The organism is Methylobacterium isbiliense, assembly GCF_022179325.1.
GTDB classification, from domain to species: Bacteria; Pseudomonadota; Alphaproteobacteria; order Rhizobiales; family Beijerinckiaceae; genus Methylobacterium; species Methylobacterium isbiliense.
This window is the reverse complement of record NZ_BPQQ01000055.1, coordinates 14921-35746: the sequence shown is the minus strand read 5'-3', so window position 1 is coordinate 35746 and position 20826 is coordinate 14921. Positions and strand designations below refer to the sequence as shown.

Below are 20826 nucleotides of genomic sequence, written 5' to 3'. Positions count from 1 at the left end.
GCCCGCCGCACCGCGTCGTCCGCCGGGAGTCCGGACAGGTCGCAGGGTCGTGTCGCGGAACCGGCAGCCCGTGCCGCGGACCCTGGTCAGCCGAAGAGCGGCCACGCGCTGTTGAGGAGGATGCCGGTCGCCAGCAGCACCACACCCGCGACGATGAGGCTGACGGCCTCGATCGGGTGCCAATCATGCTGCTCGTGGCGCGAGCCGCCGGGGATGAGCGCGGCAGGGCTTGGGGTTATGCGAGACATGTCACACGCGGCGTGCCGCTCTCGAGGCTGGGCTTGGTCCGCCAACACTGGGTCCATACGGTTAACAATCCGTTAGCCGTACAACCGATATGTGCGGCAGCGGCAGCCCATACCGTCCAAATTGTGATGCCCGCAGGGCAGGGCGGCCGCACGCGCGGCCGTGCCGCAGGCGACGCGAGAAGACCGGGCCGCGCCCGAGGGAGGGCCGGGCCTCGGCCCCTCAGAAACACACCTTTCGTTAACCGTGACGACGCCAAGTGGACGGCATGTCGAAGCACCCTGATTTGCCCTTACCGCCTGTCGTCGGACGCCGCCTGACGATCAGACTGCCGCGCAGCCGGCCGATCACACAATCGACTTTGGTCGAGTTGTGGACACGCCGCACGCTCTCGACTGCGGCCGGCGATGTTGCGGCGCGCCGGCTGATCGACCTGCAACGGAACGGCAAGCCGTAGATTTCAGCACGATCTGTTTAGGAACGTCTTCTAGACTACGCAGGACCGGCCGCCTGCCGCTCCGGCTCGTCGAAGAAGGGCCCGCCGCGGCGGAGCCGGGCGGGCCGAGGCTGTCGACTTGAGACCCTTGCGATCAGATCACGGGACGATCCGGTCCGCGTCATCCATTCGGGGGAGGCGCGGGCGCTCCGGGAGCGGTCCTCGCGCTCAGCGCAGGAAATCCCCGAAGGCCCGCGGGCCGCTGGCGGTCCTGATCTCGCCCGTGACCGCGAGCGTTGCGGCGTCGATCACGCTCAGCGTGTCGGATTCCCAGTTCGCCACGTAGAGGCGCGTCCCGTCGCGGCTCACCGCGATGCCCTCCGGGTAGTCGCCCACGGTGACGCGCGGGCCGGGCGCGAGGGTCGCGAGGTCGAAGGTGCTCACGGTGCCGCCGTACTGGTCGGTGACGAAGGCGCGCCCGCCGGTCAGCGCCACCGCGTAGGGCCGCTCGCCCACCGGCACCCGGGCGACCTCGCGGCGGGCCGCGAGGTCGATCACCGAGACGTCGTTCGAGCCGACATTCGCCGTGTAGGCGCGCCGCCCCTCCGGATCGATGGTGACGCCGAAGGGCCGGGTGCCGACCGGGATCGCCGCGAGGCGCTCCCGGGTGCGGGCATCGACGAGCGAGACCGCGTCGTCGTCGCGGTCGGCCGCGACGAGGAGGCGGCCGTCCCGGGTCAGCGCGAGGCCGGAGGGCGAGGTGCCCACGGCGATCTCGCCCTCCACCGCGAGCGTCCCCGGGTTCACCACCACGAGGCGCTTGGCGTACCAGTCGGCGACGTAGACCGTGCCGTCGACCGGATTGACCGCGATGCCGAGCGGACCGCCGCCGAGCGTCAGGGTCCGGACCACGCGCCGCGCCGCGGCGTCGATCACCGCGAGCGCCTTGGCCTCGGGCGCCGTCACGTAGGCGCGGGCGCGGTCGGGCGAGAGCGCGATCCCGGCCGGAGCCCCCGGCACGGGAATGCTCGCCACGACCCGGCGCGCGTCGAGGTCGATCACGTCGACCGTCTCGGCGCTCTGGGCCGTCACGAACGCCTCCTCGGCGGCGGACGGCCCCGAAAGGCCGGCGCACACCAGGCCGGCGCCGAGGATCGGTCCGGCCAGCCGACGCCCCGGGCGGCGTCTCACGAACCGCTCTTCTCGATCTTCGCCTTCAGGCTCTCCAGCCCGGCCTTGTAGAGGCCCGACACCGCCTTCACGGCCGCCTCGTCGTTCAGCTCGGGCGGCGGATCGTTGTTCATGTAGCCGCGGTAGAACGCGCCGTCCCACGTCACCGTCGACTTGCCGCCCTCGGCGGGCTCCACCTTGATCGTGGAGGAGTAGTTGTTCACCGGCAGGGTCTTCACGTCGACCTTGTTGATCCGGTAGGACAGGCTCCTCTGCTCGGCCGAGTACTTGTAGAGTTCCTCGTCCACGGTGGCGCCGCCCTTGAGCGTGAGGGTGCGGGTGGCCTTCACCTCGTTGCCGCCCTTGCCCTCGGTCTTCTCCACCGGCGGCAGCCAGCTCATGTCCTGGAAGTTGCCCACGACCGCCCAGACCTTCTCGGGGGCGGCGTTGATGACGACCTTCTCCTCGACCTTCTTGCGGCTCGGCCCGTGGGCCTCGGCGGCCAGCGGCGCGAGCGCGACCAGCGCCGCGACGGCGCCCCCGATCAACAGCTTCATGCGGGTGTCTCCTTCTCCAGCGTCAGTCTTCGTCCAGGAGGATCCGGTCCTGCGCCGCCAGTCCGAGGGCTGCGGCGACCTTCTCCTCGATCCAGCCCCATGCCTCACGCTCGGCGGGGCCGGCCGTCTTGGAGACCGCGATCCGCAGGTAGCGCATCTCCGAGAGCACCTTGTCCGGGGGCAGCCGGTCGAGCCGCGTCGAGAGGATCGCGGCCTCCAGCACGGCGGCCTGCGCCCGGTTGTAGCCGGTGAAGGGGCGGTGCGCGGCCTCGTGGATCGCACGGGCGCGGTAGCGCGGGCGGACGGGATCATCCTCCACCGCCACCACCTGGAATTCCCGGTGGCCGTAGGCCTCGGCGAGGCGCCGGCCGGGGATGCGCGCGCAGGGCAGGGTGGCCCAATCGCGCCGCCCGGTCACGCAGCCGGCGATCACCCGCATGTCGGCGGGCGCGGCCGCGGCGAAAAAGGGATTCGCGTCGAGATTGGCGATGGTCGGGGAGGGGCGGAAGGGAGCCAGCACCACCTCCGGCCCGTCCGCCGGACCGTCCACGATGAGGCCGAACGGCACGAGGTGCAGGGCGCCCTCGGGCCCCTGCGTCGTGACGATGGTCTCGAGGATCAGCGGCACCCGCTCACTCCGTCTCGGCCGGGGCGGCCTTGCCCCCCCGCGTGTGGCCGGCCTCCTTGAAGCGCGTGGTGTCCTCGGCCACCGCATCCACCGCGCAGCCCCAGTCCAGGGGCTCGTCCTGCACGTAGCGCTTGCCGAGCCGCCACGCGAGTTCGGCTTTGGTCAATTCCCCGCCGAGATAGAAGGCGTGCGCCCCGTCCTGCGCCACGTCGAGGGCGGGGAAGAACGCCATCGCGTCGGTGCCCACGCGGTGGATCGCGCGGTTGTAGACGTGCACCCCGTCCTCGGCCACCGCCACGCGGTAATTCGGGTCGCGCACCTCGGCGGCGAGCGCCGCGATCTCCTCGGGCGTCTGCACGTAGGGGCGCTTGTCGTGCAGCCCCAGCAATTGCCGGCCGTAGCCCTTCGGCAGCGCCCCGTCGGCCTTGGCCGCGTACATCACCCGGCGGGCGGCGTCGTGCTCCTCGACGGTGCGGCGGGTGTGGTTGGAGACCTGCACGATCAGCACGTTGCCGATGGCGAGTTCCGAGCAGATGCCGAGGAGGAGCGCGGTGACGCCGACGCTGTCGGCCTCCGTCAATTCGGTGAGGTTGCCCGTCCCCATCATCATGGCGATGCCGGGGTGGCGGCGGCGGATCTCGTGGTAGCGCACCAGGGAGGCGGAGAAGCCGAAATGGATCGGTTCGAGGATCGGGTCGGCCAGGAAGGGCCGGCCGGCCCGTTCCATCCGGGCGATGGCGCGCTCCAGGGAGGCGAGGTCGTCCGGCCGCACCGGCACCAGCACCGGCACCGCGTCGGTCTCGAAGGCGAGGTCGAGCGTGTCCTCGTTGAGGCTCAGCAGGTAGTCGGCCCCGGCCCCGGCGCCGCGGGCGAGTTCGTCGCGCGAGAAGGAATCGACGCTGACGGCGAGCCCCGCCCCCTTCAGGAGCCGCACCGTCTCCTCCAGGTGCGGGAAGGGCGTGTCGGGCAACCCGCCGAGGTCGATCACGTCAGCGCCGCGGCGGGCGAGGTCCTGCGCCCGGACCAGGATCTGGTCCGGGGTGAGGCGGGGGGCGTCGACGATCTCGGAGAAGATGCGCAGGTCGTGGCGCGAGAGGTCGAGGGCGCGGCCCGCGAGGCCGAGATGGGCGGGCAGGTCCACGATCTCGTCGGGGCCGCGCTCCACCGGCACGCCGAAGAACGCCGCCAGCGCCGCCGTGTCGGCCCGGCAGCGCCCGGGCAGGATGATCCGGCTCACGCCCGCCGGCACGGCGACGCGGCGGCGGATGATCTCCTCGGTCATCAGCGCGGCGACCTTCACGCCCGCATCGAGGATGGTCCAAGTGTAGCGGTCGCGCGGCAGCGTCTCGGCGATCCGCTCCAGCCGCGGCTTGGCGAGACGGCCGGTGATGAAGGCGAGGTGCTCCGGCATGGCGCCCATGTCAGGCCTCCGCCGGGAGCGCCGCGGCGCCCGCCGCCCGCCAGACCCGGTCGCCGCCCGGCCCCCGCAGCACGATCGTGCCCGGGAACCGCGCCGCGAAATGCGGGAAGGCGGCGTCCACCAGGTCGCCGGCATCCGCCGACTTCACCAGCACGCAGCGCGCGGCGCCGATCTCCGCGGAAAGCCAGAGGGCGAGGCTGTCGGAGGTGACGTCCCAGGTCTCGGGGATGGCCGGATGGCCGGCCGCGAGCCGGGCCGGGTCCCAGACCGGCACGCCGCCGCGGGCCAGGATCGCGGCCGGGTCGGTGGTGACGGAAAGCCGCGGTTCGAGCGCCTGGAGGATGCGGGCCATGCCGCCCATCGCGTCGAGCGCGAGGCGGTGGGCGAGGGCATCGCCGAAGCCGAGCGCCCCTTGCGCCGCGCGCACCGCCTCGGCGAGGCCGCCGCCGCCCGGCACGATCACGGCCGGCCCCTCGGCGCCCCCGGCCAGGGCGCGCAGGAGCGCCCGCAGCCGCGGCGCATCGGCCACGAGGCTGCCGCCGAGCTTCACCACGCTGGGACCGGGCGCCATGCGGGGTGTTTACGCCGCGGCCGGGCGGGCCGCCGCCGCGGCGCGGCGTCGCGCCGTCTCCGCGGCGAGGCGCTGCGCGGCCTGCGCGATCCGCGCGGGGTCGAGGCCGGCGCGCCGGTCGCTGCCGGCGCAGAGGCCGCCGCGGAAGCCGAGATAGCCGGGCCGCAGCGGCAGGAGGTGCGGGATGTCGTCGAGGGCGAGCGAGCCGGCGAGGCCCGACAGCAGGCCGAGCCGGCGGCAGGACGCCGTGAAGGCCGCGAGCCGGGGCAGGGACAGGTGCTGGAGGAGCCGTCGTCCGTCCTTGCCGCGCGTGTCGATCATCGCCCCGTGGAAGCCCGCCGCGGCAAGCGCCGGCACCCGGTCCGGGTCCGGATCGTCCTCGGCGAACAGCACCGCGATGACGGGCGGGAAGGCGGACAGGCGCAGCTCCGCGAGGGACAGCCCCGGGGGCAGGGCGATCTTGAGGTAGTCCGCCCCCGTTCCGGCGAGGGCGGCGAGCAGCCCGGCCGCCTCCGCGGCGCTCGCGGGCTCGCCCGCCACAGCGCTCGTCGCGCCCCCGCGCGCCGCCGCCACGATGGCGCGCACGGCGTCGGGGCCGAGGGCGCCGAGCGCCCCGCGGGCGGGATCCTTGGCATCCACGAGGTCGGCGCCGCCCGCCCGGGCGAGCGCCGCCTCGGCGGCGTCGCGCACGCTGACGAGGAGGCGCACCGGCGGGGAGGGCTGGCCGGGGGCGAGGGGGGGCTCGGACACGCTCAGGACCGGCTCGGCAGGGGTTCCGCGAAGAGGCGGTTCTTCACCAGCCAGCGCACGCCGTGAAGCCACGTGTCGTCGGTGTCCCCGCGGATCACCACCTGGCCGCCGCGCAGAACCTTGCCGCTGTCGGTGTCCGAGATAGTGATGCTGAGGTTGAGGATCTGGTTGGCGTTGCGCTGGACGTAGCCGTAGACGGCGAGCGCCGCCCCCGCCTCCTTGGCGATGCGCTCGGCGCAGCCCTCGCACTTGTAGAGCGGCGCGTCCTTGCGGATGTCGGCAGCCTTGGGGGCGAGGTCGACGAATTCGAGCTGCCCCTGCACCGCCACGGCCTTGCGCAGCTCCTCGGTGGCGAGCGCGAGGCGGCGCGCCTCGTCGGGCCGGGGCAGGCGCCCGCCGACGACGCCCGGCTCCAGGAGCTCGATGCCGAAGACCGCGGCCTTCTCGGGCGCGGCGGCAGCCATCCCCGGCAGCAGCAGGGCGGCGAGGGCAGGAAGGAGGCGGGCCGGCAGCATCGCCGGACACTGGCATGGCGGGCGCGGCCCGCGCAACGGAGGGCGGGCGCGAAACCGGCGCCGGGCGCAGGCCCGCGCCTTGGACTTTCGGGTGCGGCGGGGCGGGCCGCCCCCACTTAGATTTCCCTTAGCGATAAGGCATTGAGGGTTCATCGGAATCCTTGATAGCGTGCGGCCCGCATGGCCTCCTCCCGCCCTCTCGCCTCCGCTCTCCTCTGCGCGCTCCTGTCGGGGACCGCCCCGCCGGCGGCCGCCCAGGCACCGGCCGCGCCGCCCGCCGAGGCGCCCGCGCCCGCAGGCGCGGCCGAGATCCGCATCGGCCTGATCCACCGGCCGCAGGAGGCGCCCTCCTCCTACGACGCGCAGGCGGTCCCGACCGACGAGGGCGTGGCCGGCGCCCGCATGGCGGTGCGCGACAACAACGCCAGCGGGCGCTTCCTCACGCTCCATTACGCCCTGGAGGAGGTGGCGCTCGCCACGCCCTCGCCGGGCGAGCCGCCGCCGCAGGATCCGGTCGCGGCGGCGCGCGCGCTGGCCGGCAAGGGCGTGCGCTTCATCGTGCTGGCGCTGCCCGCGCCCGAGGTGCTGGCGGTGGCCGATGCGCTGAAGGACAGCGGCGTGGTGCTGTTCAACGCCGCCGCCCCCGACGACCGGCTGCGGGCGGCGGATTGCCGGGCCAACGTCTTCCACGTCGCCCCGAGCCGGGCGATGCAGACGGACGCGCTGGTGCAGTTCCTGGCCTTCATGCGCTGGCGCAAGCTGTTCCTGATCGTCGGACCGCAGGAGGGCGACCGGCTCTGGGCCGAGGCGCTCAAGCGCTCGGCGAAGAAGTTCGGGCTCCAGATCAGCGCCGAGCGGCCCTGGACCTTCGGCCCCCTGGCGCGGGCGCGCGGCGACACCCCGACCCGGGCCGAGGCCCTGGTCTTCACCCGGGGGCTCGACTACGACGTCGCGGTGGTGGCGGACGAGGCCGGGGATTTCGGCGATTACGTCCCCTATCACACCGCCGACCCGCGGCCCGTGGCCGGCACGCAGGCGCTGTTTCCGACGACATGGCACCCGACCCTGGAGGTCTGGGGCGCCGCCCAGGCCCAGAACCGCTTCCGCCGCCTCGCGGGGCGGCTGATGCGCCCCCTCGACTACCAGATCTGGACCGCGATCCGGGCGGTGGGCGAGGCGGCGATGCAGCGGAAGACCGCCGACCCGGCGGCCCTGGCCGCACAGATCGGCGATCCGGGCTTCGCCCTGCCGGCCTACAAGGGCGTGTCGCTGAGCTTCCGCTCCTGGGACCGTCAGCTGCGCCAGCCGATCCTGCTGGTGCAGCCGAGCGCGCTCGTCGCGGTGGCGCCCGAGCAGGGCTACCTGCACCAGCGCACGCCCCTCGACACGCTGGGCTTCGACCAGCCGGAGAGCCTGTGCAGGCTGCCCAAACCGTGACGGGCCCCGGCCTGCCGCCGGAGACGGACGCCGCCCCGACCCGTCAGACCGCCTGCGGCGCGCGAACGTCGCGCCCCGGCGCGGCGTGCCGCGCGGCGGCGATGACCGTCAGCAGGGTCACGGCGTCGTAGGGCTTGGGCAGGAGGCGCGCGCCGGCCTCCTCGCGCACGGCGTGGGTGTCGCCGGTGGCGTAGACCACCACCACCGCGGGGCGCACCGCCCGGGCGCGGGCGGCGAGTTCGCGCCCCGAGGCTCCCGGCAGGTTCACGTCGGTCACCAGCACGTCCACGGGGGCGGTCTGGAGGGCGGCCATCGCCTCCTCGGCGCTGCCGGCCTCGACCACGACGTAGCCGGCCTCCTGAAGCATCTCGGCGGTGCTCGCGCGGATCAGCGCGTCGTCCTCGACGAGGAGGAGCGTCGCCCCCTCGCCCGCGGGCGGCGCGACCGCGGCGGGGGCCGGCGCGGGCGGTGCCGGGGAGACGTCGCGCTGCCGCTGGTTGGCCAGCACATGGCGGATCTTCCGCGCCAGCGCCTCCCGCGTGTAGGGCTTGGACAGGAGCTCGACCCCGGCATCGAGCCGCCCGCCATGCACGATCGCGTTCTCGGTGTAGCCGGAGGTGAACAGGACCGCGAGGCCGGGGAGCCGCTCGCGCGCCTTGCGGGCGAGTTCCGGCGACTTCAGCGGGCCCGGCATCACCACGTCCGTGAACAGGAGGTCGATCGGGATGCCGCTCTCGATCACGTTGAGCGCGCTCGTCGCGTCGACCGCCTTCAGCACCCGGTAGCCGAGATCCGCCAGCAGCTCGACCACCGTCGCGCGCACCTCGGCGTCGTCCTCGACGACGAGCACGGTCTCGCTGCCGCCCGTCACCGGGCCGGTCTCGACCGCGACCGGCACGTCCTCGGTCTGCTGGGCGCGCGGCAGGTAGAGCCGGATCGTGGTGCCGTGGCCGACCTCGGAATAGATCTTCACGTGGCCGCCCGACTGCTTGACGAAGCCGTAGACCATCGACAGGCCGAGACCCGAGCCCTTGCCCTCGGCCTTGGTGGTGAAGAAGGGCTCGAATACCTTCGCGACCACCTCCGGCGGCATGCCGCAGCCGGTATCGGAGACGGCCAGCATCACGTACTGGCCCGGCGCCACGTCGTCGTGGTCGCGCGCGTAGGCATCGTCCAGATGGGCGTTGGCGAGTTCGATCGTGAGCTTGCCGCGCCCGTCCATCGCGTCGCGCGCGTTGATCGCGAGGTTGAGGAGGGCGTTCTCGATCTGGCCGGGATCGATGAAGGTGTTCCACAGGCCGCCCGCGAACACGGTCTCGATCTCGACCGCCTCGCCGATGGCCCGCCGCAGCATGTCGTCCATGTCGCGCACGAAGCGGGTGACGTTGACGACCTTGGGCTCCAGCGCTTGGCGGCGGCCGAAGGCGAGGAGCTGGCTGGCGAGCTTGGCCCCGCGCGACACCCCCGCCATGGCGTTCGCCACCCGCCGCTCGGCGCGCTCCTGGCCCGAGATGTCCCGGGCGAGGAGCTGCAGGTTGCCCGAGACGACCTGGAGCAGGTTGTTGAAGTCGTGCGCCACGCCGCCCGTGAGCTTGCCGATCGCCTCCATCTTCTGCGCCTGGGCGAGCTTGGCCTCGGCGCGGCGGCGCTCGTCGATCTCCGCGATGACGCGCGCCTCCAGCGTCTCGTTCAGCTGGCGCAGCTGCGTCTCGGCCCGCTCCCGGTGGCGGACCTGCCGGGCGAGGTCCTCGGCCTGCGCGCGCAGGGCGGCCTCGGCGGCGCGCTGGTGGGTGATGTCGGCGTGGACGCCGACCCACTCGACGATCTCGCCCGCCGCGTCGAGGATCGGCAGGGCGCGTATCGCGAAGACCCGCCACGCGCCGCCGTGGTGGCGGACGCGGTGCTCGTGGACGTACATCGCCTTGGCGGCAACTGCGGCGTTCCAGGTCGCCACCGAATCGGCCGCGTCGTCGGGATGCACCGCCTTGGCCCAGCCGAAGCCCTCGTATTCCTCCGGCGTCTGGCCGGTCAGCGCCGCCCAGCCGGGCTGCTCGCCGACCATCCGGCCATCCGCGCTGTTGGTCCACAGCACGCCGTGGACCGCGTCCATGGCGGTGCGGAAGCGGCGGTTGCTGGCCGCGAGGCGCCGCTCGGCCTCGGCGCGCGCGCTGTTGTCGAGGACGGTGCACTTCACCCCGCCGACGCGGCCGTCCGCCTCGTAGACCGGGGTGTAGAACAGGTCGAAGGTGAAGGCCTCGGGGCGGCCGTCGCGCCGCAGCACCATCGGCTGGTCGCGGAAGGGCGACGGCTCGCCCCGGAACCCGGCCTCCAGCACCGCCCGGTTCCAGTCCCAGATCTCCGGCCAGATCTCCGGCACGGTGCCGCCCAGCGCCCGGGGATGATGCGCGTGCGCGATCTCCCGGTAGGCGTCGTTGTAGAGCACGACGTGGTGGGGCCCCCACATCAGCACCTGGGGGATCGGCGAGTTGACGATGTTGGACACCGTCGCGCGCATCTCCGGCGACCACGTCTCGGCCGACCCCAGCACGGTCCGGCTCCAGTCGCGCTCGCGGATCAGCGCCCCGCACTCGCCGCCGCCCGCGGGCCAGTCCTTGGGCAGGGGACGCTGCGGCGACGAGGGGCCGTCACGCAACGCGCGCAGCCCGGCCCGCACGACTTCGCTGGCATTGGCGTAATCGCCGGACGCGAGACGATCGGCGATGAACGTCTCGAGTTCCGGCGTGAGCGAGACGTTGCGCGACTGACGTTTGGTCATGACCGTCTCCTGCGTCAGGCCCGGTTCTGTGTCAACGGATGACACGCAGTCGTCGCCCGATCCGCCTTGCCGCCGCGTGCCGGGAGCGTATCCGGCCGGCGGTGAACTCGCGGTCACTTGAGCATCGTGATGCGGGGCGCGGGGCTGCCGGCCGCAGATCTTCCCGGGCGAGGTCTAGCCCGGATCGTATGTCCGCAGCAGCACGTAGAGGCCGAGCGATGATCTCGGCGAAAGCGTGGTGCTGCGGGCCGTTCCGCTCCGCCCCAGCGCAACATCCTGCAGATCTTCTTCGACATCAGGGAAGAAGTTAATCGACAAAATATTGCCTTTCGGTCACACCCGGCCAAGTTTACGCGGCCTCTACACCGCAATACGCTGTGCGGGGTTGCAATGCCGGCCAAGCTGGGCAGGAAGTCGGGCCGCACGGCCGCAGGGTGCCCCGGCGCGAGGCCGGCGTGCCGACCCGCTCACGAGGTGCAGATGATGGCGCATGCGAATCGCTTCTGGCTCGCCACCGCGGCCGGCCTGACGGGCGTCACGGGGGCGGGCGCCGCCGACCTGCCGGTCCGAAAGGCGGCTCCGGTCGAGTACCTCCGCGTCTGCTCGGCCTACGGCGCGGGCTTCTTCTACATCCCCGGTACCGACACCTGCCTGCGCGTCGGCGGCCGCGCCCGCTTCGAGGCCGGCTACGCCCAGAACTACAGCCGCTCGGGCGCCAACGGCGACCTGTCGCAGTTCCGCGGCCTCGGCCGCCTCAACCTCGACGCCCGCACGAACACCGCCTACGGCACCCTGCGCGCCTTCGTGCGCTTCGAGATCGCCAGCCGCACCGGCGCGTTCCTGACCTCGGGCACGCAGCAGCGCATCGCCAACGCCTTCCCGGCCCTCGGCGTCGACACGTTCGGCCGCGCCCAGCAGTTCGCGAACGTCGACAAGGCCTTCGTGCAGTTCGCCGGCCTCACCGCCGGGCGTGCCTCGTCGTTCTTCGACTTCTACGCCCACGACTTCGAGATCATCGGGGCCACCGCCGGCTCGGAGCTGGGTTCGACCAACCTCATCGCCTACACGGCGACCCTCGGCGAGGGCTTCTCGGCGACGCTCTCGCTCGAAGACCCGATCTTCCGCAAGACGCCCCTCTACGGCAACGCCGCGACGACCGGCAACCTCGCCAGCCAGTTCAACATCTTCACCGGCAACTTCAACGTCTCGCCGGTGATCGGCACGGACGCGGGCGGCAACCCGGTGGGTCTCGCCTTCACGGACGTCGTGCAGCGCTCGCGCCTGCCCGACTTCGTCGGCACGCTGCGCTACGACGGCTCCTGGGGCTCGGCGCAGATCTCGGCGGCGGTGCACGAGATCAACACCGGCAACGCCTCCTTCGCCATCAACGGCTTCAACGCCTCGGTGAATCCCGCGGTGGCTCGCGGCCCAGGCACCACCGTGGCGCCGCGCGCGCAGAGCGAGTACGGCTGGGCGGTGCAGGGCGGCCTCAAGATCAACCTGCCCTTCATCGCCAAGGGCGACACGCTCTACCTCCAGGGCGCCTACGGCGAGGGCGCGCAGAGCTACACCGGCTACTCGTTCTACACCGGCCAGTACGCGGCCTCGGTGGCGGCGGGCAACATCCAGGGCTCGCCCTTCCCGCAATTCTTCTCGGACGCCGTGGTCAACCCGAATACCGGCCGGCTGGAACTGTCGACGAGCTGGACGGTGCTCGCCTCCTACCTGCATTACTGGACGCCGGAATGGCGCTCGGCGGTGTTCGGCAGCTACGGCGAGATCGCCTTTCCGCAGAACGCCCGCACGGCGCTCGGCCTGATCAACTTCAACGGGATCGGCAATCCGGTCACCGCGCCGGGGGCCTTCGCGTTCAGCAACCAGCTGCGCGACACCAACCAGTTCGTGGTGGGCGGCAACGTGATCTGGTCGCCGATCAAGGACCTCGATATCGGGCTGGAGGCTCTCTACACCCGGGTCTCGCTCAACAACGGGCGCACCGTCGACCAGAACCGCAACCCGAGCCAGACGGTCGCCAACGTGGTGAACGGCGTGCCGGTGAACGCGGCCGGCGCGCCCGTGGCGACCACGAGCTTCGCCGACGCCGTGCAGGTGCGGATGCGCGTGCAGCGCGACTTCTAGGGCATGGCCGGCGCAAGGGGCCGGCGCACGCGCGCCGACCCGTCACGCCGCGTCGGCGCAGCCTCGGTGAGGGCCGGGCGCGGTTGACGCAGGCGGCGGCGGCACGATTTCAAGGGTCGCGCCGTCCCTCGCCGGTCTCATCCGATGCGCTTCGCTGCGGCCCTCGCCACCGTGCTGGCTCTCGCCCTGCTGCTCCTGCTGCCGGGCCCCCTGGCGATCGTCCTGTCCCTCGCGCTGCTGCTCGCATGGCCGCTGCTGGACCGGCACCGCTGAGCCGCCGCGCCGCTTGAAACGGGCCGCGCCCCCGTCAGGTATGGCCCTGAGGCAGGAGCGACGCGATGATTCCCATGCTGGACCCGACGAATCTGACCGTGTTCGTCACCGGCGCGACCGCCGGCTTCGGCGCGGCCGTGTGCCGGCGCTTCGCCGAGGCCGGCGCCCGCGTGATCGGCACCGGCCGCCGCCGGGAGCGCCTGGATGCGCTCAAGAGCGAACTCGGCGAACGCTGCCACGTGGCCGAACTCGACGTGACCGACCGCGACGCGGTGACGGCGCTCGTCGCCTCCCTCCCGGCCGGCTTCGCGGCACCGAACGTCTGCATCGCCAATGCCGGGCTGGCGCTCGGCCTGGAGCCCGCCCAGCAGGCGCAGATGAGCAACTGGGAGCAGATGATCGCCACCAACGTGAACGGCCTTCTCTACACCGTGAACGCGCTCCTGCCGGGCATGGTGGCGCGCGACGAGGGCCACGTCGTGCTCCTCGGCTCGGTGGCGGGCGACTACCCGTATCCGGGCGGCAACGTCTACGGCGCCACCAAGGCGTTCGTGAAGCAGTTCGCCCTCAACCTGCGCGCCGATCTGATCGGCAAGCAGGTGCGCGTCACCAACATCGAGCCCGGTCTCGCCGAGACGGAGTTCTCGCTGGTGCGGTTCCAGGGCGATGCCGCTCAGGCGGCCAAGCCGTACGAGGGCTTGACGCCGATGTCCGCCGAGGACATCGCCGAGACCATCTTCTGGTCCTGCGTGCTGCCGCGGCACCTGAACGTCAACCGGCTGCAGATCATGCCGACCATGCAGGCCTTCGGCAACTTCGCCGTGCACCGCCGCTGACCCGTAGCCATCTGGGCGCTGCCTCGGGATCGGCCGACCGGCGCGGCCGGGCTTCGGCGCGCGGATGAGACCGGGCGGCCCCGGCCGCCCGGAGCGGCGGGCCGGCACCGCTGTGCCGGCCCGCTCCCGTCACCTACCAGCGGCGATGCCAGCCGGCGTGGCGCCAGCCGTAATGCGGGCGATGCCACCCGGCATGGCGCCAACCGTAATGCGGGCGGTGCCAGCCCGCGTGACGCCAGCCCCAGGGCCTGCGCCAGCCGTAGCCGTACACGACCGGACGGGCGTAATAGATCGGACGGGCGTAGTAGACCGGGCGATAGGCGTAGGGCCGGAGGTTCGGCCGGCACCAGCCGTAATAGCCGCGATGGAAGCCGGGACCACAACCGTCCCTGGCCTCGGCGGCCGATCCGGTGCCGAACACGGTTCCGAGCGCGAGGAGTGCCGCGCCTGCCAACTTCAGTCGCATGGGTGTCCTCCTTTCGTGACGCCCATAAACCCCGCCGGCAGGCAATGGTTTCGAATTTGCGGAAGAAATTTGTTTCCGAATTGTAAACGATCTGGCGCAATATCGACTCCGATAGTCAACTTGCACCAGTGTCGACAAAGTCAAGCCGAAACGAGCGACGATCGAAGTGAGCTGGCGGCGCGCGGCGTCGGACGATCGACGTGCGAGCGCGCGCGCCGTGAGGGCGATGATGGACGGAGGGACCGGCGCGGACGGCCCTTCCTCTGCGTGCCTCGGAGAGGGCCGCCCGCCGCCGGATCGGGCGGCCCGCCGGACTCCGGCGCAGCAGCGTCCGCGTCAGCGCGAGACGAACAGCTTCGGAAGCACCAGGGCCTGGATCCGGAAGCTGCTGAACAGCCACCGCGGCGGCAGCGGCTGCGGGTTGAGGCCGCCGGACACGTGATCGAGATCGGCATCCGACAAGATCTCGGACTTGTCCTCGGGCTTCTGCACCGGCTTGGACTTGAGGGACTTGAGCATCTCTACTCTCCATGATGGCGACGACTGCCACGAGAGAGAGGATGACCCTCGGTCGATTGGGCGGATGTGCAATGCCGCACGGGGCGAGGCCCGGCACGGCTGGGTCCCGATCCGTTCGTGCGGGTGTTGCTGCAGTGCAGCATAAGGTCGCGACGTTTGGCCTTGGACCCGGCATGGCACGCGAATCGCCTCGCCGGCATTGAGTACGGCAGGCCTTCGCCCGGCCCGGGGGCTGCCGATGCGTATCAGGATGTGGCCGGTGGAGGTGGCATGGCCGATTTCCTCACCGTCGCGCTCGTTTGCGCCAAGACCCTCGCGGCGCCCGACTGCTCCCGCGATACGGCCCTCGACGTGTTCGTGGCGCCCGCGCCCTCGCCCATCACCTGCATGATGCAGGGCGAGACGCTGGCGGCGCAGTCGGGCCTCCTGGACCGCGCGACCAACTACCTGAAGATCGGCTGCGAACGGCGCCGGACGGCGAGCCTCGCGCCGTCCGCGACGGTTTCGGCCAACGCCCCGTAGGCCTGTCCCGGGTGGGGCACTGACCGCAGGCTGCGATCAGGGCAGCGCGCCGATCAGCGTCTTGGCTTGGCTCATGGTGGATTCGCAGGCGTCGGTCTGACCGGCCTTGTCCTGCGCGCGCGCCTTCGCGATCAGGTCCCGCGCCTGCGCGATCTTGTCCGGACTCGGCGTGACGCTCGGGTCGCTCGGCTGTCCGCCGGGCGGCGTCGGCAGGGCGCGGGGCGAACCGGTCTGCGTGCCAGTGCTGCCCGTGACGGAGGCAGCCCCCGGGCTGTCGAGCCTGCGCTCGATGGTGGCGATCTGCTCGCCGCACGGGCTCGCGAGGGCCGGCGCGGTGGCGGATGCCGCCAGAAGGGCGGTCGTCACGGCGATGGTGATGCGCATGAGGGTCATCTCCTGTCAAGAATGGCATCGCGCCGGTTTGGGCCGGCGGCGGGCGGGGACCTCCTCAACGGCGGGCCGAGGGCTTCGGTTCTCAGGCGCGACAAAGGGTTAGGGCACGCGCGCAGGGCCGGCCGAGAGGGTCACGATGCCGTGAGGCACGCGCCCTCGGATTGCGCTCCGGCTTGCCCAGCGGCAGGCCCCCGCGTCTGATGCCCGGATAGGCGGCCGAGAGCCGCTGCCGGGGAGGCGATCGCGATGGGGTGGGGACGCCGCGCGGCAGGCGCGCTGGCCGTGCTGGGGCTCTCGGCGGCGCAGGGAGCGGTCGCGCAGGACATGATGCGCCACATCGACCTGACCTCGCCCGAGATGGCCGGGGCCGAGACCACCCGCGCGGCGGTGGAGGCGATGGTCCGGGAGGCGGCCGGACGGCCCCTCGATCTCTCGGGCAAGCGGTTGTCGGGTCTCGATCTCTCGGGCCTCGACCTGCGCGGGGCGAACCTGCGCCTCGCCCGCCTGAACAGGACGCGGCTCGTCGGGGCCGACCTCTCCGGCGCCACCCTCGATCAGGCCTGGGCGCTCGGCGCCGACCTCACGCAGGCCAAGCTCGGCGGCGCCAGCCTGTTTGCGATGCAGGCCCGCAACGCCGTGCTGGTCCGGGCCGACCTGTCGCAGGCGCGCCTGGTGGCGGACCTCACCGGGGCCGACCTCACCGGGGCGAACCTGCGCCGGGCGCGCGGCGGGGCCGACATGCGCAACCAGTCGATGGGCCTGATCCGGGCGGTGCTGGTCTCGGCCAAGCTCGACGGGGCGGACCTCGCCGGTGCCGACCTGTCGCGGGCCAAGCTCGACTTCGCGAGCCTCAGGGGCGCGGACCTCACGGAGGCGAACCTGACGGGGGCCGACCTGTCGGGCGCCGACCTCACGGGCGCGCGCCTCGCCGGCTCCGCCTGGGCGGGGGCCGATGTCGGCGGCGCCCGGCTGCTGCGCCTGGAGGGCGCGGAGGCGGCGCGGGGCTTCGATGCCGTGGTGAATGCCGACCGGGCGCTGCGGAACTGAGGACCGCGCGGGCGGGCCTCAGAGCTTCGCCTGGATCTTCCGGGCGATCTCGCCGAGGCGCTGCTCCAGCAGGGTCGGCACCTCGCAGACATAGGCCAGGGACTGGCTGCGCTCCTGGAAGATGCGCTTGTCCCAGTTGAACCGGCTCTCCAGCTCGGCGAGTTCCTTCGTCTCCTTGACGTCGGGCGAGGTCTTGATCTCGCTGATCTGGCTCGCCTCCTCGCGGATGCGCTCGGCCATGACGCGCTGGCCGCGGGCGTAGCGCGTGATGCCGGCCATCACCTTGTCGCGCTCGCCGTTCACCACCTCGAACACCCCGGCGAAGACCCGGGTGAGGCGCTCGGCCTTCTCCGGCCCGGCCTTTTCGGCGAAGTCGGCGATCAGGCCGTCGGCCTCCTCCAGGGGAGTGCGGCGCGAGGCGAGCTTCTGGGCGAGCTGCGCGGCCTCGCGGTCGCCGCCCCAGTCCTTGAGCGCCTGCGTGACGTCCGGCCCGGTCCAGACGGCGCCAGGGCCGAGCGTCGTGACCTTGCGCTGCGTGCAGGGCCAGGTCGGGTCCGGCTTCGGCTGGGCGAGGGCCGCACCGGAGGCCGTGAGGGTGGCGGCGAGGAGGAGGTGGCGGAGCATGAGCCCTTGTCTCGCGTGGTCAGGCGGCCTCGCCGGCCGGGCCGCCGCGCCGGGCCATGAGGCCGCGGCCGGGGTCGTAGGCGATCACCGCCAAGGTGAAGAAGACGATGCCGGTCCCGAGCACGACCGCGCAGGAGACCGGGTTGAAGGCGCCGTAGAGGGCGAAGCGCACCAGTTCCACCGCATGGGTGAACGGGTTCGCCTGGCAGATCCAGTAGAGCGTGTCGCTCGATTCCCGCACCCGCCAGAGCGGGTAGAGCGCCGAGGAGGCGAAGAACATCGGGAAGATCACGAAGTTCATCACGCTCGCGAAGTTCTCGAGCTGGCGCACCAGCGAGGACAGGAAGAGCCCGATCGCCCCGAGCATCAGCCCGGCGGCGATGAAGGCCGGTAGCGCCGCGAGGTAGCCCCAGGCCGGGATGTCGGTCTCCCAGAAGGCCGCGATGGCCAGGAACACGTAGGCCTGGATGATCGAGACCGCGACGCCCGCCGCGAGCTTGGCCAGCAGCAGGCTCCAGCGCGGATAGGGGCTGGTGAGCAGCACCCGCATCGAGCCGACCTCGCGGTCGTAGACCATCGAGAGCGAGGATTGCATGCCGTTGAACAGCTGGATCATCGTGGCGAGGCCCGGCACCACGTAGACCTCGTAGAGCACGTAGGTCTCGTAGGGCGGCGTGATCGACAGCCCGAGCGTGTTGCGGAAACCGGCCGCGAAGATGAAGAGCCAGACGAGCGGCCGCACCAGGGCGGAGAAGAACCGCTCCTTCTGGTTGAAGAAGCGCAGCAACTCCCGGCGCACGATGCCGAGGAAGCAGATCAGGTAGCCGGCGGCGTCGAGCCGGCCGCGGGTGGGGGCAACCTGGGTGGGGTCAGCTTGCGCGGGGGCGTTCATGCGACCTGCCTCCGGCCCGCCTCGGCGGTGATCTGGCGGAAGGACGTCTCCAGGGAACCCGAGGGCTCGGCGAGCGCGCCCGCGAGCCCGAGGGCCACGATGCGGCCCTTGTGCAGCACCACGACCCGGTCCTGCGGCTCGACCTCGTCGAAGATGTGCGTCGCCCACAGCACCGAGAGCCCCTCCTCGCGCACCAGCGCGCGCACGATGGCGACGATGTCCGCGCGGGCTTCGAGGTCGAGCCCGACGGTCGGCTCGTCGAGGAGCAGGAGGTCGGGCGCGTGGATCAGCGCCCGGGCGATCTCGATGCGCCGCGATTGGCCGCCCGAGAGCGTGCGGATCTTGTCGTCGCGCCGCTCCAGCAGGCCGACGCGGCCGAGGAGCGCCGCGATGCGCGCCTCGGCCGCCCGGCGGGCGATGCCGTGCAGGGCGGCGTGGTAGAGGAGGTTCTGGCGCACCGTCAGGTCGGTGTCGAGGGTGCGGGCCTGGAAGACCACGCCGAGGCGGGCGAGCGCCCGCGAGGGCTCGCGGGTCAGGTCGTGGCCGAAGATCGCCACCGTCCCGTCCTGGTTGGCGTAGAGCCGCGTCACCACCGCGAACAGCGTGGTCTTGCCCGCGCCGTTCGGTCCCAGCAGCGCCACGAACTGCCCCTGCGGCACGGCGAGCGAGACGTCGTCGAGGGCAGTCCGGCTGCCGAAGCGGTGACTCACCCGCTCGACCTGCAGAGCCGGGGCCTGGGTGGCCTCGGGCGCGGTGCTCATCGGCCGGCCCTGGCGTCCCGGACGGCGTCCAGGCACTCGTCGAACTCGCCCTCGCGCGCCTCGCGCTCGGCCACCCGCAGGGCCTTCCTCAGGCGGCCGGCGGCCGGCTCGGGCGGCGCCTTGTCCAGCGCGGCGCGGATCTCCGCGATCCCGTCGCGGCAGGCCGCCGCATCGTCGGCGCGGGCGCCCGCAAGCCCGCAGGCGGTGAACGCGAGGACGAGGGCGAGGGAGCGCATGGGGCTCACGAGATTCCTCCGGTGGTGGTCCCGCATGTAGGGTGGCGCGGCGCGTCCCGGAACGGGCCGCTACTTCACGATGAAGCGTCCGCTCATACCGCGGCTCTCCAGCCCCTGGATGGTCCAGGGAAACTCGCCCGCCCGCACGGCGACGAACTCGACCTCGATCGTGCCGGGATCGTCGAACTCCAGGTGGTGGGGCGGTCCGGCCATGTGGATCTCCAGATGGTTGATGACGATCTGGTTCATCCACACCCCGCGGAAGAACTCGGGGGCGAAGAACTTGTACTCCTTCTGGCCCTTGGCGGTGATGCGCAGGCGGTAGGACTTGCCCGCCTCCATCTCGATGTCCTTGGTCGAGACCGCGTAGTCGTTGCCCTGGTCGTCGCCGAGGACGAGGTCGGGCAGGTCGGTGCGGCCCTTGGCGAGGTCGCGGGCGAGCGCCGGACCGGCGGCGAGGAGCGCCGCGGCGAGGACGGCGCGCAGGAGCGGGCGCATGGAAAAAAATTCCGTTCGCGGGAGGGGGCGTTCTACTGCGGCGAGACGGCGACGCCCCAGGGCAGGAGGCCGACCGGGATGCTCTTGACCACCTTGAGCGCCTCGACGTCGATCACCGAGACGTCGTTCGAGGTGCCGTTGGTGGTGAAGAGCTGCTTCTGGTCGGGGGTGAAGGCGAGCTGCCACACCCGCTGGCCGACCGGCAGGTACTTCTCGACCTCGTAGGTCCTGGCGTTGATCACCGCCACGCGGTTGGCGGGGCCGAGCGCCACGAAGGCGCGGGCGCCGTCCCGGGTGAGGCGCACGCCGACGGGCTGGATCTGCTCGTCGGTGACGCCCGGGATCTTGAACGCGATCTTCCTGACCACCTTGCGCGTCTGGGCGTCGATCACCGCGACGGTGCCGCCCACCTCCGCCGAGACCCAAAGCCACTTCCCGTCCGCCGAGAACTCGGCGAAGCGCGGGCGGGCATCCACCAGCACGTTGTCGATCACCTGATGCGTCTTGGTGTCGATGAAGTGGGCCATGTTGGTGGTCTCGGATGTGTTGACCAGCACCGTGCCGTCCGGGCTCAGGCCCATGCCCTCCGGCTCCACGCCCACCGGGATCTCGGCCACGATGCGGTTCTTCTCGATGTCCACCACCGTGACCTGGCTGTCATCCTCGTTGGCGATGTAGAGCGGGTTGCCGCCCGGATGCAGGATGAACAGCTCCGGGTCCGGCCCCGAGCGCAGAGACTTCACCACCTTGCCGGTCGCGGTGTCGAGCACGTCGACCCGGTCGTCGTCGCTGGCGCAGACGAAGAGCTGCCTGCCGTCGTGGCTGAGGGTCACGCCCCGCGGCCGGCGCCCCACCGGCCAGGTCGCGGTGACCTGCAGCGTGGTCGAGTCGATGACGCTGACCGAGTTGCCCTTCTCGTTCGTGACGTAGACCGTGTAGGCGCCCGCAGGCGCCGCCCAGAGGAGGCTCAGCCCGAGGCCCGCGGCGGAGAGGGCGCGGCGGCCGGGGCGTGGCACGGATGCGCGTCCCGTCCCGTGGCGTCTCATGGGGGTCTCCCTGGCGGTTTCTTGTGGGCGCTATGTAGCGCCCCGGCCGGCCGGGGGCGAGACGGACT

The 20826-nt window shown here is 72.2% G+C and carries 24 protein-coding genes; 6 read left to right on the top strand and 18 right to left on the bottom strand.

The window, feature by feature from the left end; all coding sequences use genetic code 11:
* Positions 1-86: 86 nt before the first annotated feature.
* The 8 genes from MFF61_RS21905 to MFF61_RS21870 form a co-directional block, all read right to left on the bottom strand.
* Complete coding sequence (locus MFF61_RS21905; protein WP_238238608.1) at positions 87-248, bottom strand: hypothetical protein; 162 nt, start codon at positions 246-248, stop codon at positions 87-89.
* 662 nt (positions 249-910) lie between these two features.
* Positions 911-1873, bottom strand: coding sequence for a YVTN family beta-propeller repeat protein (locus MFF61_RS21900; RefSeq protein ID WP_238238606.1), 963 nt, complete (start codon positions 1871-1873; stop codon positions 911-913).
* Positions 1870-2409, bottom strand: coding sequence for an SRPBCC family protein (locus MFF61_RS21895; protein WP_238238595.1), 540 nt, complete (start codon positions 2407-2409; stop codon positions 1870-1872). Before MFF61_RS21895 ends, MFF61_RS21900 begins: the two co-directional genes overlap by 4 nt.
* Before the next feature lie 22 nt (positions 2410-2431).
* The gene (locus MFF61_RS21890) at positions 2432-3037 is read right to left on the bottom strand and encodes a DUF447 domain-containing protein (protein ID WP_238238593.1); all 606 of its coding nucleotides are present in this window, start codon (positions 3035-3037) and stop codon (positions 2432-2434) included.
* Positions 3038-3041: 4 nt separating this feature from the next.
* A complete protein-coding gene (locus MFF61_RS21885) occupies positions 3042-4448 on the bottom strand; it encodes a DUF6513 domain-containing protein (protein WP_373324779.1) in 1407 nt (468 codons plus the stop codon).
* A gap of 10 nt (positions 4449-4458) precedes the next feature.
* On the bottom strand, positions 4459-5028 hold the full coding sequence (locus MFF61_RS21880; RefSeq protein WP_238238581.1) for an amino acid kinase family protein: 570 nt from the start codon (positions 5026-5028) through the stop codon (positions 4459-4461).
* Positions 5029-5037: 9 nt separating this feature from the next.
* Positions 5038-5778: a (5-formylfuran-3-yl)methyl phosphate synthase gene (locus MFF61_RS21875; RefSeq protein ID WP_238238579.1), complete on the bottom strand. Its 741-nt coding sequence runs from the start codon at positions 5776-5778 to the stop codon at positions 5038-5040.
* Between the two features lie 2 nt (positions 5779-5780).
* Positions 5781-6293 (bottom strand): DUF3280 domain-containing protein, encoded by a 513-nt coding sequence (locus tag MFF61_RS21870; RefSeq protein WP_238238575.1) that lies wholly within the window; start codon positions 6291-6293, stop codon positions 5781-5783.
* A 180-nt stretch (positions 6294-6473) separates the two neighbouring features.
* Here MFF61_RS21870 and pedA1 point away from each other — a divergent pair, with 180 nt between their 5' ends.
* Complete coding sequence (gene pedA1, locus MFF61_RS21865; protein ID WP_238238563.1) at positions 6474-7730, top strand: lanthanide ABC transporter ABC transporter substrate-binding protein PedA1; 1257 nt, start codon at positions 6474-6476, stop codon at positions 7728-7730.
* 43 nt (positions 7731-7773) lie between these two features.
* On the opposite strand, the gene MFF61_RS21860 is transcribed toward pedA1, so the two are convergent.
* Complete coding sequence (locus MFF61_RS21860) at positions 7774-10506, bottom strand: type II toxin-antitoxin system ParD family antitoxin (RefSeq protein ID WP_238238561.1); 2733 nt, start codon at positions 10504-10506, stop codon at positions 7774-7776.
* Positions 10507-10989: 483 nt separating this feature from the next.
* On the opposite strand from MFF61_RS21860, the gene MFF61_RS21855 reads away from it, so the two are divergent.
* From MFF61_RS21855 to MFF61_RS21850, 3 genes are all read left to right on the top strand, one after another.
* Positions 10990-12645, top strand: a complete 1656-nt coding sequence (locus tag MFF61_RS21855; protein WP_238238559.1) for a porin — start codon at positions 10990-10992, stop codon at positions 12643-12645.
* Between the two features lie 144 nt (positions 12646-12789).
* Positions 12790-12918 carry a hypothetical protein gene (locus MFF61_RS33910; protein ID WP_283206024.1) on the top strand — a complete coding sequence of 43 codons (129 nt, stop codon included), beginning with the start codon at positions 12790-12792 and terminating at the stop codon, positions 12916-12918.
* 65 nt (positions 12919-12983) lie between these two features.
* Complete coding sequence (locus MFF61_RS21850; RefSeq protein ID WP_238238556.1) at positions 12984-13754, top strand: SDR family NAD(P)-dependent oxidoreductase; 771 nt, start codon at positions 12984-12986, stop codon at positions 13752-13754.
* A 133-nt stretch (positions 13755-13887) separates the two neighbouring features.
* Here MFF61_RS21850 and MFF61_RS21845 read toward each other — a convergent pair whose 3' ends face one another.
* Complete coding sequence (locus MFF61_RS21845) at positions 13888-14220, bottom strand: GCG_CRPN prefix-to-repeats domain-containing protein (protein WP_238238536.1); 333 nt, start codon at positions 14218-14220, stop codon at positions 13888-13890.
* A 336-nt stretch (positions 14221-14556) separates the two neighbouring features.
* On the bottom strand, positions 14557-14739 hold the full coding sequence (locus MFF61_RS21840; protein WP_238238534.1) for a hypothetical protein: 183 nt from the start codon (positions 14737-14739) through the stop codon (positions 14557-14559).
* Between the two features lie 270 nt (positions 14740-15009).
* On the opposite strand from MFF61_RS21840, the gene MFF61_RS21835 reads away from it, so the two are divergent.
* Positions 15010-15261 (top strand): hypothetical protein, encoded by a 252-nt coding sequence (locus MFF61_RS21835; protein WP_238238532.1) that lies wholly within the window; start codon positions 15010-15012, stop codon positions 15259-15261.
* 36 nt (positions 15262-15297) lie between these two features.
* Here MFF61_RS21835 and MFF61_RS21830 read toward each other — a convergent pair whose 3' ends face one another.
* Positions 15298-15645, bottom strand: a complete 348-nt coding sequence (locus MFF61_RS21830; protein ID WP_238238521.1) for a hypothetical protein — start codon at positions 15643-15645, stop codon at positions 15298-15300.
* 255 nt (positions 15646-15900) lie between these two features.
* On the opposite strand from MFF61_RS21830, the gene MFF61_RS21825 reads away from it, so the two are divergent.
* Positions 15901-16701 carry a pentapeptide repeat-containing protein gene (locus tag MFF61_RS21825; RefSeq protein WP_238238509.1) on the top strand — a complete coding sequence of 267 codons (801 nt, stop codon included), beginning with the start codon at positions 15901-15903 and terminating at the stop codon, positions 16699-16701.
* 18 nt (positions 16702-16719) lie between these two features.
* Here the strand turns inward: MFF61_RS21825 and MFF61_RS21820 are convergent, their stop codons facing one another.
* The 6 genes from MFF61_RS21820 to MFF61_RS21795 form a co-directional block, all read right to left on the bottom strand.
* Entirely contained in the window at positions 16720-17325 is a 606-nt protein-coding gene (locus MFF61_RS21820) for a hypothetical protein (RefSeq protein ID WP_238238506.1), read from the bottom strand.
* 19 nt (positions 17326-17344) lie between these two features.
* Positions 17345-18217 carry a lanthanide ABC transporter permease protein PedC gene (gene pedC / locus MFF61_RS21815; RefSeq protein ID WP_238238502.1) on the bottom strand — a complete coding sequence of 291 codons (873 nt, stop codon included), beginning with the start codon at positions 18215-18217 and terminating at the stop codon, positions 17345-17347.
* Positions 18214-18978, bottom strand: a complete 765-nt coding sequence (gene pedB, locus MFF61_RS21810; RefSeq protein WP_238238500.1) for a lanthanide ABC transporter ATP-binding protein PedB/LutE — start codon at positions 18976-18978, stop codon at positions 18214-18216. Before pedB ends, pedC begins: the two co-directional genes overlap by 4 nt.
* The gene (locus MFF61_RS21805; RefSeq protein ID WP_238238611.1) at positions 18975-19214 is read right to left on the bottom strand and encodes a hypothetical protein; all 240 of its coding nucleotides are present in this window, start codon (positions 19212-19214) and stop codon (positions 18975-18977) included. Before MFF61_RS21805 ends, pedB begins: the two co-directional genes overlap by 4 nt.
* A 69-nt stretch (positions 19215-19283) precedes the next feature.
* Entirely contained in the window at positions 19284-19712 is a 429-nt protein-coding gene (locus MFF61_RS21800) for a cupredoxin domain-containing protein (RefSeq protein ID WP_238238497.1), read from the bottom strand.
* A gap of 32 nt (positions 19713-19744) precedes the next feature.
* Positions 19745-20758 (bottom strand): YVTN family beta-propeller repeat protein, encoded by a 1014-nt coding sequence (locus MFF61_RS21795; protein ID WP_238238487.1) that lies wholly within the window; start codon positions 20756-20758, stop codon positions 19745-19747.
* Positions 20759-20826 lie beyond the last annotated feature (68 nt).

Coding starts and splice junctions, on each gene's coding strand:
- pedA1 (WP_238238563.1), top strand. CDS start 6,474: ATGGCCTCCTCCCGCCCTCTCGCCTCCGCTCTCCTCTGCGCGCTCCTG.
- MFF61_RS21885 (WP_373324779.1), bottom strand. CDS start 4,448: ATGCCGGAGCACCTCGCCTTCATCACCGGCCGTCTCGCCAAGCCGCGG.
- MFF61_RS21840 (WP_238238534.1), bottom strand. CDS start 14,739: ATGCTCAAGTCCCTCAAGTCCAAGCCGGTGCAGAAGCCCGAGGACAAG.
- MFF61_RS21830 (WP_238238521.1), bottom strand. CDS start 15,645: ATGCGCATCACCATCGCCGTGACGACCGCCCTTCTGGCGGCATCCGCC.
- MFF61_RS21820 (WP_238238506.1), bottom strand. CDS start 17,325: ATGCTCCGCCACCTCCTCCTCGCCGCCACCCTCACGGCCTCCGGTGCG.
- pedC (WP_238238502.1), bottom strand. CDS start 18,217: ATGAACGCCCCCGCGCAAGCTGACCCCACCCAGGTTGCCCCCACCCGC.
- MFF61_RS33910 (WP_283206024.1), top strand. CDS start 12,790: ATGCGCTTCGCTGCGGCCCTCGCCACCGTGCTGGCTCTCGCCCTGCTG.
- MFF61_RS21800 (WP_238238497.1), bottom strand. CDS start 19,712: ATGCGCCCGCTCCTGCGCGCCGTCCTCGCCGCGGCGCTCCTCGCCGCC.
- MFF61_RS21880 (WP_238238581.1), bottom strand. CDS start 5,028: ATGGCGCCCGGTCCCAGCGTGGTGAAGCTCGGCGGCAGCCTCGTGGCC.
- MFF61_RS21845 (WP_238238536.1), bottom strand. CDS start 14,220: ATGCGACTGAAGTTGGCAGGCGCGGCACTCCTCGCGCTCGGAACCGTG.
- MFF61_RS21860 (WP_238238561.1), bottom strand. CDS start 10,506: ATGACCAAACGTCAGTCGCGCAACGTCTCGCTCACGCCGGAACTCGAG.
- MFF61_RS21795 (WP_238238487.1), bottom strand. CDS start 20,758: ATGAGACGCCACGGGACGGGACGCGCATCCGTGCCACGCCCCGGCCGC.
- MFF61_RS21825 (WP_238238509.1), top strand. CDS start 15,901: ATGGGGTGGGGACGCCGCGCGGCAGGCGCGCTGGCCGTGCTGGGGCTC.
- MFF61_RS21895 (WP_238238595.1), bottom strand. CDS start 2,409: ATGAAGCTGTTGATCGGGGGCGCCGTCGCGGCGCTGGTCGCGCTCGCG.
- MFF61_RS21805 (WP_238238611.1), bottom strand. CDS start 19,214: ATGCGCTCCCTCGCCCTCGTCCTCGCGTTCACCGCCTGCGGGCTTGCG.
- MFF61_RS21855 (WP_238238559.1), top strand. CDS start 10,990: ATGGCGCATGCGAATCGCTTCTGGCTCGCCACCGCGGCCGGCCTGACG.
- MFF61_RS21870 (WP_238238575.1), bottom strand. CDS start 6,293: ATGCTGCCGGCCCGCCTCCTTCCTGCCCTCGCCGCCCTGCTGCTGCCG.
- MFF61_RS21835 (WP_238238532.1), top strand. CDS start 15,010: ATGGCCGATTTCCTCACCGTCGCGCTCGTTTGCGCCAAGACCCTCGCG.
- pedB (WP_238238500.1), bottom strand. CDS start 18,978: ATGAGCACCGCGCCCGAGGCCACCCAGGCCCCGGCTCTGCAGGTCGAG.
- MFF61_RS21905 (WP_238238608.1), bottom strand. CDS start 248: ATGTCTCGCATAACCCCAAGCCCTGCCGCGCTCATCCCCGGCGGCTCG.
- MFF61_RS21850 (WP_238238556.1), top strand. CDS start 12,984: ATGATTCCCATGCTGGACCCGACGAATCTGACCGTGTTCGTCACCGGC.